This is a genomic window from Pseudomonas sp. stari2 (genome assembly GCF_040760005.1).
Classification (GTDB): Bacteria; Pseudomonadota; Gammaproteobacteria; order Pseudomonadales; family Pseudomonadaceae; genus Aquipseudomonas.
The window spans coordinates 3,409,103-3,426,238 of record NZ_CP099760.1 but is presented as its reverse complement, the minus strand read 5'-3'; the positions used below and the strand labels follow the sequence as shown (position 1 = coordinate 3,426,238).

At 58.8% G+C, this 17,136-nt stretch carries 16 protein-coding genes and 2 pseudogenes; 7 read left to right on the top strand and 11 right to left on the bottom strand.

Features of this window, described 5'->3' with window-relative positions:
- Positions 1-139: 139 nt before the first annotated feature.
- The 3 genes and pseudogenes from NH234_RS15450 to NH234_RS15440 form a co-directional block, all read right to left on the bottom strand.
- A complete protein-coding gene (locus NH234_RS15450; protein WP_367253286.1) occupies positions 140-1,105 on the bottom strand; it encodes a ribose-phosphate diphosphokinase in 966 nt (321 codons plus the stop codon).
- A 78-nt stretch (positions 1,106-1,183) separates the two neighbouring features.
- A pseudogene (locus NH234_RS15445) lies at positions 1,184-1,303 on the bottom strand (phosphoribosyltransferase); the annotation flags it as partial.
- A 19-nt stretch (positions 1,304-1,322) separates the two neighbouring features.
- Positions 1,323-1,622 (bottom strand): hypothetical protein, encoded by a 300-nt coding sequence (locus tag NH234_RS15440; protein WP_367257272.1) that lies wholly within the window; start codon positions 1,620-1,622, stop codon positions 1,323-1,325.
- Here NH234_RS15440 and NH234_RS15435 point away from each other — a divergent pair.
- From NH234_RS15435 to NH234_RS15425, 3 genes are all read left to right on the top strand, one after another.
- Complete coding sequence (locus tag NH234_RS15435; RefSeq protein WP_367253285.1) at positions 1,591-2,481, top strand: universal stress protein; 891 nt, start codon at positions 1,591-1,593, stop codon at positions 2,479-2,481. The two genes, NH234_RS15440 and NH234_RS15435, sit on opposite strands and share 32 nt — an antisense overlap.
- A gap of 61 nt (positions 2,482-2,542) precedes the next feature.
- The gene (locus tag NH234_RS15430; protein WP_367253284.1) at positions 2,543-3,247 is read left to right on the top strand and encodes a phosphoribosyltransferase; all 705 of its coding nucleotides are present in this window, start codon (positions 2,543-2,545) and stop codon (positions 3,245-3,247) included.
- Entirely contained in the window at positions 3,240-3,908 is a 669-nt protein-coding gene (locus tag NH234_RS15425; protein ID WP_367253283.1) for a dienelactone hydrolase family protein, read from the top strand. The genes NH234_RS15430 and NH234_RS15425 overlap by 8 nt, the downstream gene beginning before the upstream one ends.
- Positions 3,909-3,916: 8 nt before the next feature.
- Here the strand turns inward: NH234_RS15425 and NH234_RS15420 are convergent, their stop codons facing one another.
- Positions 3,917-5,284 carry an erythromycin esterase family protein gene (locus NH234_RS15420; RefSeq protein ID WP_367253282.1) on the bottom strand — a complete coding sequence of 456 codons (1,368 nt, stop codon included), beginning with the start codon at positions 5,282-5,284 and terminating at the stop codon, positions 3,917-3,919.
- Between the two features lie 136 nt (positions 5,285-5,420).
- On the opposite strand from NH234_RS15420, the gene NH234_RS15415 reads away from it, so the two are divergent.
- Positions 5,421-6,080, top strand: a complete 660-nt coding sequence (locus tag NH234_RS15415; protein WP_367253281.1) for a cytochrome c — start codon at positions 5,421-5,423, stop codon at positions 6,078-6,080.
- A 49-nt stretch (positions 6,081-6,129) separates the two neighbouring features.
- Here NH234_RS15415 and NH234_RS15410 read toward each other — a convergent pair whose 3' ends face one another.
- From NH234_RS15410 to NH234_RS15395, 4 genes are all read right to left on the bottom strand, one after another.
- Positions 6,130-6,777 carry a BON domain-containing protein gene (locus NH234_RS15410; RefSeq protein WP_367253280.1) on the bottom strand — a complete coding sequence of 216 codons (648 nt, stop codon included), beginning with the start codon at positions 6,775-6,777 and terminating at the stop codon, positions 6,130-6,132.
- Positions 6,778-7,063: 286 nt separating this feature from the next.
- A complete protein-coding gene (locus NH234_RS15405; protein WP_367253279.1) occupies positions 7,064-8,350 on the bottom strand; it encodes a carbohydrate porin in 1,287 nt (428 codons plus the stop codon).
- 83 nt (positions 8,351-8,433) lie between these two features.
- Positions 8,434-10,839: a glucose/quinate/shikimate family membrane-bound PQQ-dependent dehydrogenase gene (locus NH234_RS15400; protein WP_367253278.1), complete on the bottom strand. Its 2,406-nt coding sequence runs from the start codon at positions 10,837-10,839 to the stop codon at positions 8,434-8,436.
- A gap of 271 nt (positions 10,840-11,110) precedes the next feature.
- On the bottom strand, positions 11,111-12,244 hold the full coding sequence (locus NH234_RS15395; RefSeq protein ID WP_367253277.1) for an aminotransferase class V-fold PLP-dependent enzyme: 1,134 nt from the start codon (positions 12,242-12,244) through the stop codon (positions 11,111-11,113).
- A 157-nt stretch (positions 12,245-12,401) separates the two neighbouring features.
- Between NH234_RS15395 and NH234_RS15390 the strand changes: the two genes are divergently transcribed.
- Together NH234_RS15390 and NH234_RS15385 are read left to right on the top strand one after the other, a co-directional pair.
- Positions 12,402-13,013 carry a dTMP kinase gene (locus NH234_RS15390; RefSeq protein WP_367253276.1) on the top strand — a complete coding sequence of 204 codons (612 nt, stop codon included), beginning with the start codon at positions 12,402-12,404 and terminating at the stop codon, positions 13,011-13,013.
- Positions 13,014-13,166: 153 nt separating this feature from the next.
- The gene (locus tag NH234_RS15385) at positions 13,167-13,826 is read left to right on the top strand and encodes a carbonic anhydrase (RefSeq protein ID WP_085730977.1); all 660 of its coding nucleotides are present in this window, start codon (positions 13,167-13,169) and stop codon (positions 13,824-13,826) included.
- A 282-nt stretch (positions 13,827-14,108) separates the two neighbouring features.
- Here NH234_RS15385 and NH234_RS15380 read toward each other — a convergent pair whose 3' ends face one another.
- Positions 14,109-14,828 (bottom strand): PA1136 family autoinducer-binding transcriptional regulator, encoded by a 720-nt coding sequence (locus NH234_RS15380; RefSeq protein WP_085730976.1) that lies wholly within the window; start codon positions 14,826-14,828, stop codon positions 14,109-14,111.
- Positions 14,825-15,703, bottom strand: coding sequence for a glyoxalase III HchA (hchA, locus tag NH234_RS15375; RefSeq protein WP_367253275.1), 879 nt, complete (start codon positions 15,701-15,703; stop codon positions 14,825-14,827). The genes NH234_RS15380 and hchA overlap by 4 nt, the downstream gene beginning before the upstream one ends.
- Before the next feature lie 134 nt (positions 15,704-15,837).
- On the opposite strand from hchA, the pseudogene NH234_RS15370 reads away from it, so the two are divergent.
- Positions 15,838-16,180, top strand: a pseudogene (locus NH234_RS15370) (MFS transporter); the annotation flags it as partial.
- Here NH234_RS15370 and NH234_RS15365 read toward each other — a convergent pair.
- On the bottom strand, positions 16,169-17,053 hold the full coding sequence (locus tag NH234_RS15365; RefSeq protein ID WP_367253274.1) for an AraC family transcriptional regulator: 885 nt from the start codon (positions 17,051-17,053) through the stop codon (positions 16,169-16,171). The pseudogene NH234_RS15370 and the gene NH234_RS15365 overlap by 12 nt on opposite strands.
- Positions 17,054-17,136 lie beyond the last annotated feature (83 nt).

The window sequence follows — 17,136 nt, the reverse complement described above, 5'->3', positions numbered from 1 at the left end:
GCCAATGATGAAAAGTCCGCCAATCGTCCCTCGCCGCAGCACCGGAAGGATTGAGCGGATGTGCTGAGCTGGTGGCGCCCGTTCATCACCGGTCTGATACAACAGCGACCACCGGACGCAGACGTCCCTGACAATCGGCTCAGTTGTGATCGAACGCGCCGGTTTCCTTCAGAACGGTGGCAGGCAGGGCCGTGCTGTCGAGTATGTGCAGGTGCCGCATTACGCAATCGGAAGACAGGCGAAACGGCGGCACGGTGTCTGTGATCGCGATCTGCTCAAAGATCGGCGGGATGAACAATTGGCTGCCTGCGGTAAACAACCCATGGGTGGCGGCTGCCAACAACCGACCGGCTCCCGCCTTCTGGCAGGCAAGACCAGCGTGTTTGAGCGTTTCCCCGGTGCTGATCAGGTCGTCGTAAATGATGGCGCTCTTGCCGCCGACATCGCCGATCAACAGGGTGCCCGTCAGTGTGGTGTGGGCCCGGTGTTTTTCCATCAGGGCGCTGCCGACCGGGCGTCCCAGTCTGCGCTCCAGCGCCTGGCGAAACTGCTCGGCACGCTTGAGGCCTCCCGAGTCCGGAGACACGGCAACCACGTCCGAGTCGCCAACCAGCGAAGCGAAATATTCGGCAAACAGTTCGGTACACGACAGGTTCCACGTCGGGATGTGGAAGGCATTGTCGAACGCGGAAGGATTGTGCACGTCCAGAGTGATCAGGCGATCCACGCCACTGGCCTCAAAGAATGCGGCTACATAACGCGTGATGGTCGGGTCCTGAGGCTGGCTGCGACGATCCTTGCGCCCGTAGCAGAGGTAGGGCGTCACCACTTGCACCTGGCGGGCACCGGCGTCCTTCAGGGCACTGCAGAAAAACAGCAGGCGACACAGCTTGTCGTTCGCACTTTGCAGGGCATCCCCGTGCAATCCATGGATAACGACGACGTCGCGACCATTGACCGAATCCAGCGGGCGACATTTATGTTCTCCGTCTTCATAGTCTCGCTCCTCATGCCGCGCCAATGAACAACCCAGCCGCTGGGCGACACGCGCGGCATAGCGTTCGCTGCCTTGGAGTGCAAAGAGAAGCGCGGGCAGGGCAAGCATACGAGTCTCCTTTACAGTGGCCGGGGCAGGCCGGAGGCCAAGCCGTCGAGCCCTGGCGAGTCGCCTGATCCGATGCCGTCAGAGCCCGACGCCATGCCGGACGACTTCGATGCCGAAGTCTTGTTCGAAGGGCGGTACGTGACATTCGACGATGTCGGCCCGGATTGGCAACTGACAGACCTTCCGACTCACGCACAGGTCGTGACATGTAGATCCATCAGTCCTCAGCCATGCGCCTCTTTCGCTTGCGTGTCGGGTCAATGTAGGCCGTCTGGCACGGGTGAAATTGATATTGATCAAACGCGATCAACTGAAAAAACGCCTCTCGATGAACCTGAATCTGCGGGGGCCACTGGCTGGCTTGCGCAGGCACTTGATAAAAATCAACGCCAGGGCTGTCTCTGGGGAGGATTCTGAATTCATCACAGAAGTATCTGATCAGTGGCACGCCGTCGCGATCAGGTGCAAGTGCATGGAGTCCGATCATGAGCCAGTACCAACGGTTATTGCTGATCATCAACCCGGCCCAGCGTCAGTCCCAAGCCATTGAACATGCCGGCGCCCTTGCCGCGGCCAGTGGTGCACAACTGCACATTGCCGCGCTGATCCCTTCCTGGAAACTCTTGTCGCTGCTGGAAGAAGGCGATCGGCAAAAGGCTCGCGAAGACTTTTTGCAAGACCAGCGCGACTGGATCGGATACCAGGTCGGTCTCCTGCGCGACAGGGGGATCGACGCGACAGCACAGGCGAACTGGGCCGATGACCTGCAGCAAGACATCCTCGATTACGTCGCGGAATTGCAGCCGGACCTGCTGATCAAACTGGTGCAACACGAGTCATCGTTCAAACGGGCATTTTTCACGCCGCTGGACTGGCGTTTGTTGCGTCACTGTCCGATCCCGGTCTACCTGCTGAGCGAAGGCAATCTTCGACTGCCGCGCAAGGTAGTGGCTGCGATTGACGTTTCCGATGTGCTGGAACAGGGCAATGCGCTCAATGAACGGATCATCCGGCAGGCGTCCAGTCTCGCCTTGCAATGCCGGGCTGAACTGCACTTGCTGTCCGCCTGTGACATTTCGACTTTATTCCTGGGGGATATGGGCGGTGGTGGACTAACGCTTCCCGCACTTGGCAGGCAATTGCGCAAGGGCCATGAAAAGTCATTCATCGAGCTGGCGGACCAATACGGCGTGCCTTCTGACCGGCGACATTTCATTGAGGGACACCCGGTTGCCGTGCTGCATGCTTTCGCCGCTGAGCATCAGGTGGATGTGATTGTGATGGGCAGGGTCCAGTCGCAGGGGCTGGACAAGTTCCTGGGCAGTACCACCGAACACACCCTGTATCAGGTGCCTTGCAGCATTCTGGCTGTCTAGCGCGATGCGGTCAGGGCAGCCGAATACGAAATGCCAGGCCTCAATGCCTGAGGAGGTTCCCATGATGCAGAGTCCTTCATTGCAAACTACCTTGCTCGACCGCGTCGATGCCGGCCGGGGCCTGGTGGAGCCCTTGCTCAAATACGCCAACAGGCCTGATGTCATCATTCTCGCCTTGCCCCGTGGCGGGGTGCCGGTGGCTTATGAAGTCGCCACTGCCCTGAATGTGCGCCTGGACCTGATGCTGGTGCGCAAGCTTGGCGTCCCTTCGCAGGAGGAATACGCCATGGGCGCAATCGCCAGCGGGGGTATACAAATCCTCAATGAAGAGGCGTTGCGAGGGCACCGGATCGACCGAGCCAGCTTCAATGCCGTGGTCGCCCGGGAAACGCAGGAACTGTCGCGACGCGAAAAAGCTTACCGGGGCAACCGTCCGCTGCCGCCACTCAAGGACCAGGTGGTGATCCTGATCGACGATGGCCTGGCAACCGGTTCGTCGATGATGGCGGCGATCCAGGCCGTGCGTGCGCAGGCACCGGCGCGCATCGTTGTGGCGGTGCCGGTCGCCCCTCACGAAACGGTTGAGGCCTTGCGCTACGAAGTGGACGAAGTGATCTGCACACGGGTGCCCGAATGGATGATCTCGATCGGTTACTGGTACAGGGATTTTTCCCAGACTTCGGACGAAGAGGTCATCACGCTCATGCAAAGGGCCTGGCAGCGAGAGTCCTCGACAGGCGCCCCTAGGGAGCATTCTGATGTCTGAACTACAATCTCGGACCCTGAATCTGGAGGGGGTTGAACTGTCTGCCGATTTGCGTCTACCGACGGACACCCAGGCCTTGGTTATCTTTGTGCACGGCAGCGGTAGTGGCCGGTTGAGCCCACGCAATCAATACGTGGCCGATGCTCTGGCCCGGCGTGGGCTGGGGTCGTTGTTGTTCGACCTGCTCACGGAACGGGAGCAGCGCTTGGACAATCTGAGCGGGGAGTTGCGTTTCAATATTCCCTTGTTGAGCCGGCGTTTGATTGACGTGATCGACTGGGCCGGTCGGGATCGTCAATTGCAATCGCTGCGATTCGGTCTTTTCGGCGCCAGTACCGGGGCTGCTGCGGCATTGGTGGCGGCAGCCGAACGCGATCAAGTGGTCGCAGCGGTGGTCAGTCGGGGCGGGCGAACTGACCTTGCGGGCGCGGCGCTGCCCCGAGTGAAGGCGCCGACCTTGCAGATTGTCGGTGGCCGGGACCCAGTGGTGCTGGGTTTGAATCGTCAAAGCAGCCAGGCCCTGCGGTGTGAGCAACGACTGGAAGTGGTGGAGGGCGCCACGCACCTTTTTGAAGAGCCCGGTGCGCTTGAAAGAGTCGCCAGACTTGCTGGCGACTGGTTTGAAACGCACCTGAATACCCCCGGATCACCGGGGGCATGAGCGGGTCTTCACACGCCAAACGGATAGGTTTCGTCTTCCGCTTCCAGATGTTGGCTCTTCGGCAATGGCAGTGCGGTGACCGGGCCGGTCTGCTCGATCCAGATCATGGCATCGAATTGTTCCGCCAGCACCGACTCGAAATAGTGACTGAACCGCTCGGTCTCTGGACGGTATATCACCCCGATAGCCCTTCCCAGCAACGACGTGGACAGGACGCTGCGCAGCTCTTTTCGTAGTGGGTCCCGCCAGTCGGTCAGGGAGGCTGCAACGCCGGCCTTGAGGAACTGATGTTCCCAGCTATCCGGCCGGGAAGGGCGGACATCCTTGATCAACATCTCGCCGTCCCAGTCATCGGCGGCCGCCACTTGCCCGCGATCAGTGGCCATGCCGATCAGTACGACATCGCGGCCAAAGGCGTTACGGCACAGTTGTCCGATATTGAACTGCCCTTTCCAGCCCATTTCCGTGGCGCCGGCATTGCCGATGTGCGAGTTATGGGCCCAGACCACCGCCTTGGCTTGCGGGCCCCGGTGTTCGAGCAGCGCCTGCAGGGTGTTGAACATGTGCCGGTCTCGCAGGTTCCAGGAAGCGGTCGACCCTCGATAGATTGCGCGGTAATACTGCTCCGCCGCCATCACTACTCGGGCGTTCTGCGCCGCGTTGAAGAACGCTTCGTCATCACGGATAAACCCGGCCAACTGTTCTGCCAGCATGGCATTGAGCTGATCGACCACGGGTTGCTCACACGGCATGACGCCACCGCGTTCGACAAAATGGCCGTACAACGCCGGATCATCCTGCCAGGGCGTCAGACAGCCATAGCGGCGCCGGGCCTCATTGGCGAGCGGCGGGTCCGCCCGGTCCAGATAGGCCAATACCTCATGAATCGAGTTGCGCAAGCTGTAAATATCCAGGCCACGAAACTCGATGCGTTGCTCCGGGTCCCGTTGGTGATTGTACTGATGCAGCCAGTGGGCGAAGGCCTTCACCTCACTGTTGCGCCACATCCAGGTCGGAAACCGACTGAAAATGTGGCGCTTCCACGCCGTATGTGCCAGCCCCCGGACGTATTGATCGACGTGGCCGGCATCCGGCCAATCGGCTTCGACCGCTACGATATTGAACCCGTGCCGCTCGATGAGCCTTTGGGTAATCGCCGCCCGGGTTCGGTAGAAGTCGCCGGTTCCGTGACTTGCCTCGCCGATCATCACGATCCGTGCATCGGCGTAACGGTCGAACATATCGCCAAAAGCCTGGGTGTCCGGTTCAGGCAAAGGCTCGGCGTATCGATGCAACAGCGACGCTATCTGCTTCGTTTCAACCTGATGCTGCTGGCCGTGCAGTTTTTCCAGCCATTTTTGCGAAGGAGAAAGCATGAACATCGTCCTCCAAAAAGGTCGTCTGTTCGGTCATTCCTACACCGCGTCCCGGCAGGTTGATTGAGGTTTATCAATAAAACGGGCCATCGCGCAGGAGAAAATGACGGTCAGCGCAACCCCGGGATTACAGACCATGAACGTTAAGGGTATGCCGCGTACTGATCACTGGTCACACCAGGTGCTGGCTGTTTGCCTCGTCACGCTCATGGGTTGCACCGGTACTCACGAAGACAACGTGCAAGCAACGTCCGCCATGTCGGGTAGCGCCATAGCGGACACTGTGTGTTCGCTGTGCCACGGACTGACGGGCGAGTCTGTCTCTGCGGTCATTCCAAAACTGGCTGGCCAGCAAAAAGCCTACCTGACGTCACAGTTGACCGATTTCAAACTACACGCGCGAAGTGATGCGATCGACAGCCGATACATGGGCGGATTGACCCACTTGAGCGAAACCCAGGTTGCCGAACTGGCCGACTACTTTTCCCGGCAGAAAGCTATGAAGGCCGAAACCGAAACGCCCGATGCGCGTGGTGAACTGATTTTTAGCCAAGGCCTTCCCGAGACCGGCATTACGGCGTGCAGTGCCTGTCATGGCAAGGATGGCGCGGGCAAAGGGAACATTCCACGGGTGGCGGGACAGCATGCAGATTATATGTATCGCCAGATCCTGTTGTTGCAGCAAAGTGCGCCACGCCCTCATGGCGCTCCGATAAAAACGGATGATCACGCTCTGTTCTGGGCGGATGCCGAATCCGTCGCGCGGTACATGGCGACACTCGGAAGTCGGCCTTGAGCGCATAAAGAGTCGCCCCGGGGAAGCAGGTGTTCCCCGGGGCGATGATTCAAGCGATCAGCAGTTGATCATCCACTTTGCTCACACCCGGCACCGACCAGGCAGCACGTTCCGCGATCTGCCGCTCATGCCAGAAGTGGACTTTGCCTTCAAGCTTCACAACACCGCCTTCGACCTTGATGTGGATGCCTTTGGCATCGATTTCGGCATTGCGCTTGAGAGCGTCCTCGATGCTCTGCTGGATATCGACGACTTTGACTTTCGTGCGAAGGAGGAGGTGGTTGTTTATGCCGACCACGCCGGACAACTTGCGCACGGCGCTCTCGGCGACTTCCCTCTGATACTGCCAGTCCACCTGGCCTTCAAGCGTTACCCAGCCTTTCTGCACGACGACCTTGATGTCGCCTTCGGGAGTGTCCGAGCGCCATGCGATGATGCTCAGAGCGCGTTTGGCGATGGTGTCGTCCGCCGTGCCAGCGTCTTTGTCCGGCCGGACCTCGATTTCTTCAGCCACGCCGCGCACGCCTCTGACGGCTTTGACTGCACGCTCGGCATTGACCTTCTGGACGTAAGTTTTCACGAAGCCGGAGAGCGTGACCACGCCGTTATCGACGCTCACGCCAATGTGGGCAGCATCAATATCAGGTTGAAAATCAAGCTCATCCAGAATGGTATTGCGCAAGCTCAAGTCGTTCATGATCGTGTCCTGTTCTCAATGACTGAAACACAAGGGCCACCAACGCCCGTTTTCTGTTTCTACGCCTGAGCAGCCAACGGACATTGAGCTAAATCAAAAACGATTGAGGGGTTGCGCTCCGTTAATCGGCCGCCGCTTTTTCTGTCAGCGTCGTAACGACCCGTGAATAACACCTGCTACTTGATTTGAGGGGACGAGTTTTTCGCCAGGCCCAACAGCGGGCAATGCATTGAACGAATGCTTGTCCGCGGCTGGGCCCGGTAGGGTTCGCACTGTTAAGCGAACGTCAAAGCGCCGCTTTCACCTGCAGTCCCACCACCAGTGCGTTGTCGATGTCCTGACCCGAAAACGCACCCGGTTCGATGATGTACTGCAGGTTCGGCCGCAAGGTCAGCCATGGCGTGGCCTGATAGCCGTAACCGAGTTCGATCAACTGTTCGCCACTGTCCAGGCCCGGGAGCGGCGTGCCGTTGGCCAGCGCGGCGTCTTGTTGCACGTCGCGGCTGCGCGGGTTCTGTACGGCGCGGCCGTAACCCAGGGCGACGGTGTCACGCGGGCGGCCTTCGAACGGTTTATACAGGACCACGCCTGCGCCATACCACTTGCTGAACGGCGAAGCCGCTTCGCTGGCTGCCGAGTACTGACCGAAGGCGTGCAGGCTGCGGCCTTCGGACGTTGGCGAACTCCACACGGCCTGATCGATCAGCAGGTAATGGCCGCCGCGACCGGACACTTCTTTATCGCTGCCGATGCGTTTCACGTCGGAGCTGTCGTAGTAATAACCGAGCTTGTACTCGCCAGGCAGGGTGCCCGCATGTTTGTAGACCAGTTCGACAGGCACCACGGTGCCGGTGGTGTGTTTCGGTCCCAGGTGCCAGGCGCGGCTGGAGTTGCCGTTGCTTTCAGGATCGACGTTGAACGCGGCCACGCGCAGTTGCCATTCCGGCGACAGGTCGTATTTCACCCGCACGCCCAGGTGCGCGTTGGGGTAGTTGGTCCAGCCGCTGCCACCGGACATGTTCAGCGGATGACCGCAGAAACCGGCGTTCATGAAGTTGCAGAGAATGCCGCTGTCGAGGCCGCCGAGGTCGTTGCCCATGGCCATGTAGCCGAGTTTGACGTTCAGCGCCGGCGTGAACAGGGTGCGTTCGTAACTCAATTCGGTCAGGCGGGTATAGAGGCCGCCGTAGTTTTCCTGGATCGGCAGACGGTTGCCGACCAGATCTTCCGAGGCGCTGTTGCCGCGCCGGTCGTTGATGGTCAGCTGGACCTTGCCGGCGTTGTCGACGCCATAGATTTTGCTCAGATCAAATTGCGCGCCGAGCTTGATGTTCTGCGAGTAACGGGCGGATCGGTGCAGGCCGCCGTCGGCGTTGTAGGCGGTTTCGCCGGTGTAGTCGCCGGTGAACTTGACGCCATCTTCGTCGAGTTGGTGGCGCAGGCCGCCCCAGTCGCCGGTCAGGGTGTTGCGGGTGAACACGTTCGAATCGGTGTCAGCGAAAGCGGGCAGAGCGGTGCTGCACGCAAGAGCGAGCAGTACTCCAGTGTGGGAAAAGCGAACAACGAATGACATTGCTTAAATCCAGAACGAAGGACATAAAACGGCGCGACACCCGAAGGTGTCGCGCGCAGTGAAATGAAGGAGGGCGCAGCGGTTTACGGCAGGGCGTACGCCATGACGTAGTCGCCACGATCGGTCGACTGACGGGCGCCACCCGCGGTGATGACCACGTACTGCTTGCCGGTTTTCGGCGACACATACGTCATCGGGCCGCCCTGGCTGCCGACCGGCAGACGAGCTTTCCAGATTTCTTCACCGTTGCCGCTGTTGTAGGCGCGCAGGTAGAAGTCCTGGGTGCCGGCAATGAAGATCAGGCCACCTTGAGTCGACAGGGTGCCGCCGAGGGTTGGCAGACCGATCTTGATCGGCAGGTGCATGCGAATACCCAGTGGACCGGTGTCTTCAACGGTGCCGACCGGCACTTGCCAGGCGACTTTCTGGGTCTTCATGTCGATCGCGGTCAGGGTGCCGAACGGCGGTGCCTGGCAGGGAATGCCGGCGACCGACAGGAAGCGGTTCTTGTTGACCGCGTACGGCGTACCTTTCAGCGGCACAGCGCCCATGCCCGTGTTCAGCGCTTCGCCACCGGAGGTGGCCTGACCCTTGTTCTGCGACGGGATCATCTGAATCCACAAGCCCAGACGCATGTCGTTGACGAAGATGAAACCGTGCACCGGGTCAGTCGAGATGCTGCCCCAGTTCATGCCGCCCAGTGAACCTGGGAAACTCAGGGATTTGTCAGTACCCGGCGCGGTGTACAGCCCGTCGTAGCGCATCGACTTGAAATCGATCCGGCACAGCAACTGGTCGTACGGCGTGGCCCCCCACATGTCCGATTCGGTCAGGTGCTGGGCACCGATCTGCGGCATGCCCACGGATTTTGGCTGGGTTGGCGAGTACGGTTCGTTTGGAATGTTCGAAGCCTTGACCGGTACTTCTTTGACTTCGGTCAGTGGCTTGCCGGTGGCGCGATCCAGTACGTAGATCTGCCCAGCCTTGGTGCCGATCACCAGCGCAGGTACGGTTTTGCCGTCCTTGGTGAAGTCGATCAGGCTCGGCTGCATCGGCAGGTCGAAGTCCCAGAGATCGTTGTGCACGGTCTGGTAGACCCACTTTTCTTCGCCGCTGTTGGCATCCAGCGCCAGGATCGAGGCGCCGTAGGTGTGATCCAGTTTGCTGCGCTCGACACCATAGATGTCGGTGGACGAACTGCCCATTGGCAGGAAGATTGTGTTGGTTGCCGAGTCGTAAGACATCGGCGCCCAGCTGTTCGGCGTGCTGCGGACATAGGTTTTGCCATCGGCCGGTGCCTTTTTGTCCTGCGGATTGCCCGGGTCGAACGCCCAGCGCATCGCACCGGTCATCACGTCGAAACCACGGATCACGCCGCCCGGCATGTCGGTCTGCACGTTGTCCGCCACGCGACCGCCAACGACCACGGTGGTGCCGGCCATCAGCGGCGCGGAGGACAGTTGATAGTAGCTGTCCGGGACATCACCCAGACCGGCCTTCAGATCAACCTGGCCGTTGTTGCCGAAACCACGGCAGAACTCGCCGGTGTCGGCATCGACCGCGATCAGGCGGGCGTCGATGGTGTTGGTCAGCAGACGACGTGTGCAGTTTGCGGCTGGAGCGGCCGGGGTTTCAGTAACCGGTGAGCTCGCCGGTTTGGCGACAGCGGCGCTGGCGTCGAAGTAGGCCATGCCACGGCAACGCTGCCAGACTTTGGACTTGGCGTTGATCGCGTTTTTCCAGAGTTCCTTACCGGTGTCGGCATCCAGCGCAATCAGGTTGTTGTGCGGGGTGCAGATGAACACCTTGTTGCCGATTTGCAATGGGGTCAGCTGGTCTTCAGCGCCATTGCCATCGCTCTCGGCGATGTCGCCGGTGTGGTAGGTCCAGGCGACTTTCAGCTTGTCGACGTTGGTGCGGTTGATCTGGTCCAGCGCGGCGAAGCGGCTGCCACCTTCGGTATTGCCGTAGTGCGCCCAATCTTTCTGCGCCTTTTCCGGCTCGACCGGCGTCAGGCCCGGGCCGGTGCCGGTTGGGGCGACAGTCGGATGCGCAACGAACATGTTGCCGGCAGCCACGGCCAGGCCAACTGCCAGAACAGCGGCAACGCCGTAGGCACCGCGCCCAGCAACGCCGCCATTGGCACGCTTGAGCATCGGGTAGACCAGAGCAACCGCCAGACCTACGGCGCTGAACATGAACAGACGCGAGAACACCGGCCAGAACACCAAGCCTGCGTCACTGACTGCCCAGATTGCCGTCCCCACCAGAAACGCAGCGAACAGCCACGCACCGGCAGGCTTGCGGCGAGCGATCAGCAGACCGGACAGGGTCATGACCAGACCACCCACCAGGAAGTACCAGGAGCCTCCCAGGCTGACCAATTTCACACCGCCAGCGGCCAGTGCCAGGCCGAGCAGGGCGATGATCACCCCGAGCCCGACCAGAATGAATGTTGATATGCCCGAGAGGCGTTGACTCTGCTTCACGTTGAATGTCCCGTTGAAATGAGGGGGGCATTATATCGTTAGGTAACTACCTAGTTAAATCACTAATTCAGAATGAAAGGGTTTTTTGCGCTCAATGGTGCGACGAATCGACGCTGGCCTTGTCCACGCAGATCCTCAGGGACAATTGAAAGGGTGGGAAAGTCTTTTATTCGCCAGCAGATATGGAATTTATGACAGGTTGATCGCGGCTTAGTAGTTCCCGCCGAACAGGATCGGCGGGAACGCTATTGGCTACGGGCGTGAAGTGGACTTAGTGAGCCATCACCTCATCCAGTGCCTGCTCAAGCGTGCTGACCGTGCGTTCGATGTTATGCAGCTTTTCCAGTCCGAACAGACCGATACGGAAGGTCTGAAAGTCAGCCGGTTCGTCGCATTGCAGCGGCACCCCGGCGGCGATCTGCAGGCCGTGGCTGGCAAACTTCTTACCGTTTTTGATATCAGCATCATCGGTGTAGCTCACCACGACGCCTGGGGCCTGAAAACCGGCTGCGGCCACGCTTTTGAAGCCTTTGCCGGTCAACATGGCGCGCACCCGATCCCCCAGAACCTGCTGGTCGTCGCGGATCTTGTCTAAACCGTAGGCTTGCGTCTCTTTCATTACGTCATTGAACCGTGCAAGGGAATCACTGGGCATGGTCGCGTGGTAGGCATGTCCGCCCTGTTCGTAGGCCTGCATGATCTGCAGCCACTTCTTCAAGTCGCAGGCGAAGCTGCTGCTTTGCGTCTGCTCGATGCGCTCGAGGGCCAAAGAACTGAACATCACCAGGGCGCAGCAAGGGGAGGCGCTCCAGCCTTTTTGCGGTGCGCTGATCAGCAGGTCGACGGCACATTTGTGCATATCAACCCAAAGCGTGCCGGAAGCGATGCAGTCCAGCACAAACAGGCCACCGACCGCATGCACGGCGTCGCCGACGGCCCGCAGGTACTCGTCGGGCAGGATAATCCCTGATGAGGTTTCAACGTGGGGTGCGAAGACAATCTGCGGCTTGTGCGTGTGAATGGCTGCCAGGACTTCGTCCAGAGGGGGCGGGGCGTAGGCAGCCTGGCGACCCGTTTCGACCGGTCGGGCTTTCAGCACCGTAGTAGCCGCCGGGATGTTGCCCGTCTCAAGGATCTGGCTCCAGCGATAACTGAACCAGCCGTTGCGTATCACCAGACATTGCTGGCCGGTGGCGAACTGTCGCGCCACCGCTTCCATGCCGAAGGTGCCGCTGCCCGGAACCACCGCAACCGCCTCGGCGTTGTAGACCTGTTTCAGGGTCCTGGAAATGTTCTTCATCACCGCTTGAAATGACTGCGACATGTGGTTGAGCGAGCGGTCGGTGTAGACCACGGAGTACTCGACCAACCCCTCAGGATCGATACTGGGGTATAGCTTTGACATGGGGTGACTCCTTCTGTGATTCCCTGGCAGTCAAAAGGTCTGGCGAACATCATCGGGAAGCAAGTTTAGGCAAAGGGCAGGGATGAGCTGAGTGAAATGCAGAAAATGCAGAAATGAGGATAGAGTGGTCATCAATGCCTCAATGGTTGTGTGAAAAATGAATCGTCCGCTGTTTGTTTCTCTGGATGGGCCAAAAGGAACCGGCAAAACCACATTACTGGAAGCGGTGACGGCAGTACTGAGGGCCGACAACAAGAAAGTCATCCGGCTTTGCGAGAGAAAAAGCGATCCGGGCCGGGGTGCCACCATGGCCCTCGTCAACGAACTCGCCAGAAATCACTCCCGGGATCTGGAGTGGGCGGTTTGTCAGCGCTTTGCAGATAGCCGTCGTTGGATCTCCCGGCACGTGCTGACGGAACAACCGCCGGGCAGCATTATCTTGATTGATCGCTGGTATCCGTCTGACGCCGCGTTTCGTCAGACCGTCCCGTTTGCGGAGATTCTCCAGTTGAATATCGAACGTAATGTGCGGGTGCCTGACCTGCATGTTGGCGTCGTCACCGCGCCGGATATTTCATGGGCCAGGGCAAAGGCACGGTCCAGAGGACTGGGCGGTACGGTGATCCAGAAGCACGCTGAACATGTCGCGTGTACGGAGATGTTCGAGCAAGCGGCTTTCGATCACGGCTGGGTTTTATGCCGAAATGAAGGCACGATCGAAGACGCAACGATGCAGGTGGTTACCGAGATCCGTAAATTGTTTGGCTGACACGTCGTTAGGCTTTTTCTCGGCCTGAGCCGGGGCGAGCCCACGATCAAGTACACCTAACGCGCACGACGTCTGCAATAATGACCACCATTGCGGCGCGAGGGCATGTCGAGTGCTCGTGTCGGTATCCGGCATTTTGATTTGGAGGATTCCATGCGTGACATCATTGATGGCTTTCTGCGTTTCCAGCGCGAGGTCTATCCGCAACGTGTCGAGCTTTTCAAGCAGCTCGCGACAGAACAAAACCCAAAGGCATTGTTCGTCACCTGCTCGGACAGTCGTGTAGTGCCTGAACTTCTCACACAGCGCGAACCTGGCGAGCTGTTCGTGATCCGTAACGCCGGCAACATCGTGCCGTCGTACGGTCCTGAACCAGGTGGTGTTTCGGCCACCGTCGAATATGCGGTTGCCGTGCTCGGCGTAAAGGACATCGTGATCTGTGGCCACTCGGATTGCGGGGCGATGGGCGCGATTTCACGCTGCACGTGCCTGGATCATCTTCCGGCCGTTGCCAACTGGCTTCGCCACTCGGACGCCGCGAAAGCGATCAATGCTGCGCATGAATTCGATACGCCACGTGACAAGCTCGACGGCCTCGTGCGTGAAAACGTGATCGCACAGCTGGCCAATCTGCGGACTCATCCATCGGTGGCACTGGCACTCGAGCAGGGGCGCTTGAATCTGCATGGCTGGGTCTATGACATCGAGGCGGGTTGTATCGATGCGCTGGATGGCGCCACTCGACGCTTCGTTAAGCTTTCTGATTCACCGACCACCGTTGCCGTCGCTGCGCGCAACGTTGATCAGGTGTAACGGCGACGGACGAGTCAGGACGGAGATATCTTCGTCCTGGCCAGCCAGTCCCGGGATTTGGTCGAAGCGAGCCGGCCGGTAATGCGGTCAGACATGGTGACTCACTGCAACCTATCCATGAGAGCTTGTCTCAAGATGAGGAGCGCTCAGTCTTCAGCGTGCAGAATTTAGTTGTGTTGCATCGACCGGTTGAATCCACAGCCAATAGCCGACATTCAGCTCAGCCGATTGAGGAAATTACTTGGAGGTCCAAACCGTCCCGCACTCGATCTCGCCTCGTCCTTAGCCATCGATCTCGCCGTTACGAATGGCCATCCTGATGGCTTGTGCTGTCGTTGTCACGCCCAGACGTCGGCGCGCTGAGCGCAGGTGATTTTCAACCGTACGTTCCGACAAACCGAGAGTTGCTGCAATATCCGCTTGCCGTCTTCCGGCAGCCGTCCATTCCATGACTTCGCGCTCTCGCGGGGAAAGGCTTCTTAACGCTTCGTCCAGTGGCGCCTCAAGCAACCGCCGAGCCGCGAAAAAAGCGGCCGTCGCAACCAGGCTGAGTCCCAAGCGAACCCGCGCGCTTCCATCCACCGGCTCACCCCCCAAGCTCATCGCACCCTCAAGCCCCAGCGGGCCGAAAACTGGTACCTGCAACCCCTGAATTCCTGGGTCACCTGGAGAACGAATCACCCGGTAGCGTTCTTCTCCCTTGACCTGTTCTTTCTGCCAGAAGAAGGATTGCCGAGCATTCAGAAGGTGGCGAGTCACCGGACAATGTCGAACATAAGTCTCGGCGTCCACCGCTTGACCATTATCGAACCAATCGCCTTCGACCCAGTAGATATGCTCAACCACTTCTTCACTTGCCGTCGATGCAGAAAACAGCACGAATCGATCATAGCCGTAGGGTGTGGCGAAACCCCTGACGGCTTTCTTGATTGATTCAAGCGTACGCGCCGTCTCTATCTCCAGAGCCGCTCGCATCGCTGTTTCGGCCGGCCCGTCGCTCACTTCGATGCGACCTCTTTCAACAATGCTTCAGCTGCCAACTTGCCCAAATTATTGCCTGCCAATGGGCTGTCGCCGGTCAGCAGCTTGCGGTCTTGGAGCGTTGCACCCGTAATATCCTGATTGACGATTTCAACTCCGAGGGCTTTCAATTGCTCACCAAACTTCCAGGTCAGATGCCCAGGCATATAACCGATGTCGGGCGTCTTTGCGTCGAGACTGTCTGGAAATGCGCAGATTTTGTAGCCGTTGAAAATGTAGGAGTCCCTCGACTCGCCAATGCCAGCCGCGAGCATTGCTGCTGGGCCGTGACATAGGGAAATCACAAATTTGTCGTTGGTGATTGCCCAATGCAAAGCCGCTTTCACGTCGGCACTCTCCGGCAGTCCAATCAGCGCGCCGTGCCCGCCAGGTATGAAAACACCAATGTAATCCGAGTCCTGGCCCAGCGCCTTCTCAACCACTTCGCACAGCTTCAAAGGTTTTTTGAACTGCTCCCGGTATTTGGCGTAGAAATCCTTTACCTCGGTATCTTCGCAAGGCATGGCCCAGAACTCGAATTTCACTGGATTGCCTGAAAGGGTCGCAACGTCGAACGCGAAACCGGCTTTGTCGAGGTGATACATGGGCAGCAACGTCTCGACCGGGTGATTACCGGTGGAAAACATTGTTCCATTGTCGGTCAGTAAATAGCGCTCATCGGCGCCGATCAGCAAAAGCTTCCAGCGGCCACCTTTATAGGGATCAGCGTAATCCGCATCACTTAGATCAGATTTTGGCGAGGTAAATTGGCTAAGCGAGTATGGGGAGGGAAAAAAGGCATTGTCCTCCGCCTGATCCGGAGTGGGGCGCTTGTCGTCACTCTGCAAGGTAGTCATGGGTTTCTCCTATGAATGGGCAGATTGCCGAGGTCAATGCTAGTAGCGTGACGCAGGCCCGGCAATGAGGGTTTTCCCTCAAGAAATTTCCCGCACACTACACTGCTCCGATCGGCTGCTATTGGCCGAGGGTGGTCGTCGCGATCGCGCCGGGCTACCCGTCATTCATGTTTGGACGTGCACTGATCGGGATTGCAATTGGTGGCTTCTGGTCATTGTCGACGGCGACTGCAATGCGTCTGGTGCCGCCTGATCAGGTTTCCCGCGCGCTGGCCATCGTCAATGGTGGCAACGCTATTGTCTTTCATGCTGCTGGGGCTCGGACTTGCAGGTTTTATCGGCATCTTTCTGATGGAACGATTCATCGTTGGCGGTGTTTACCGCACGCTGACAGTCATCCCGCTGATCATGGCGGCCATCGCACTGGCCGAACGTGACAGCCTGACAAGAACTGGCAGCGTAAGCTCAGTCCTGATTTTTATCGTCTCGAGGCGAACGGCCGAAATGACTTTTGTAGGCGCGACTGAAAGCAGCCTCGGATTCATAGCCTATTGCGAAGCCCACTTCGCCTATACGGCTGTCCTTTTTGGCCAGCATCGACTTCGCCAGGCCCAGACGCCACTCATTCTGGTAGCGCAGCGGTGAGCGCCCGACCAATGCGCTGAATCGCTCGCAGAAACTGGAGCGTGACATCCCGGCGACCGTCGCAAGTGCATCGATCCGCCACTGTTTCCCCGGTTTTTCGTGTATGGCTCGCAGGGTTCGTGCGATACGCTCGTCAGACAAGCCTCCGAGCCAACCCGAGGCCATGCCCTGTTGAACCCAGGTACGGAGGATGCGAATGACGATGAGGTCAATCAGGCGCGAAATCATCAATGCACCACCTGGCTGTGTGTCATTGGACTCAATCTGCATGAAATGCAGAATGTTTTCCGCCCAGGCCGCCGCTTCGATCCGCTTGATATGAATCAGCCATGGCAGGGCGAACAGCATCGCCTGGAAACTGTTGGCATCGAACCAGAAGCGGCAAAGGATGACGGTCGCGGATCCCAGGGAAGCCGTGATTTCCATCGACGACGGGGCGTGGGGTAGCAGGAGAATGTCCCCCTGATCGATGTTGACGGTCTGGCCGTTGGCACCTTCGATATGAACCTTGCCCAGTTTCAAGACGCAGATGTGTGAGCTTTTCGCATCCAGTTTCAGGCGTTCGCCCTGGGCAAGTGTTACCGAATAGAAGCGATCCCCCGTCAAGCGGATATTGGCCAATACCTGCGACAGCAGATCCCCCGTGGCCAGCCCCTCCAGTTTCATTTCCGGAAGAATGGTCAAGTTTTCCAGTGAATCGGTCATGTCGGTACGGTCATTCCTTTAATAGTCTGAGCCCGTAAATCAAAACGCTTCGAAGCGATCAATCAGCTTTCCAGAGCGTGGAC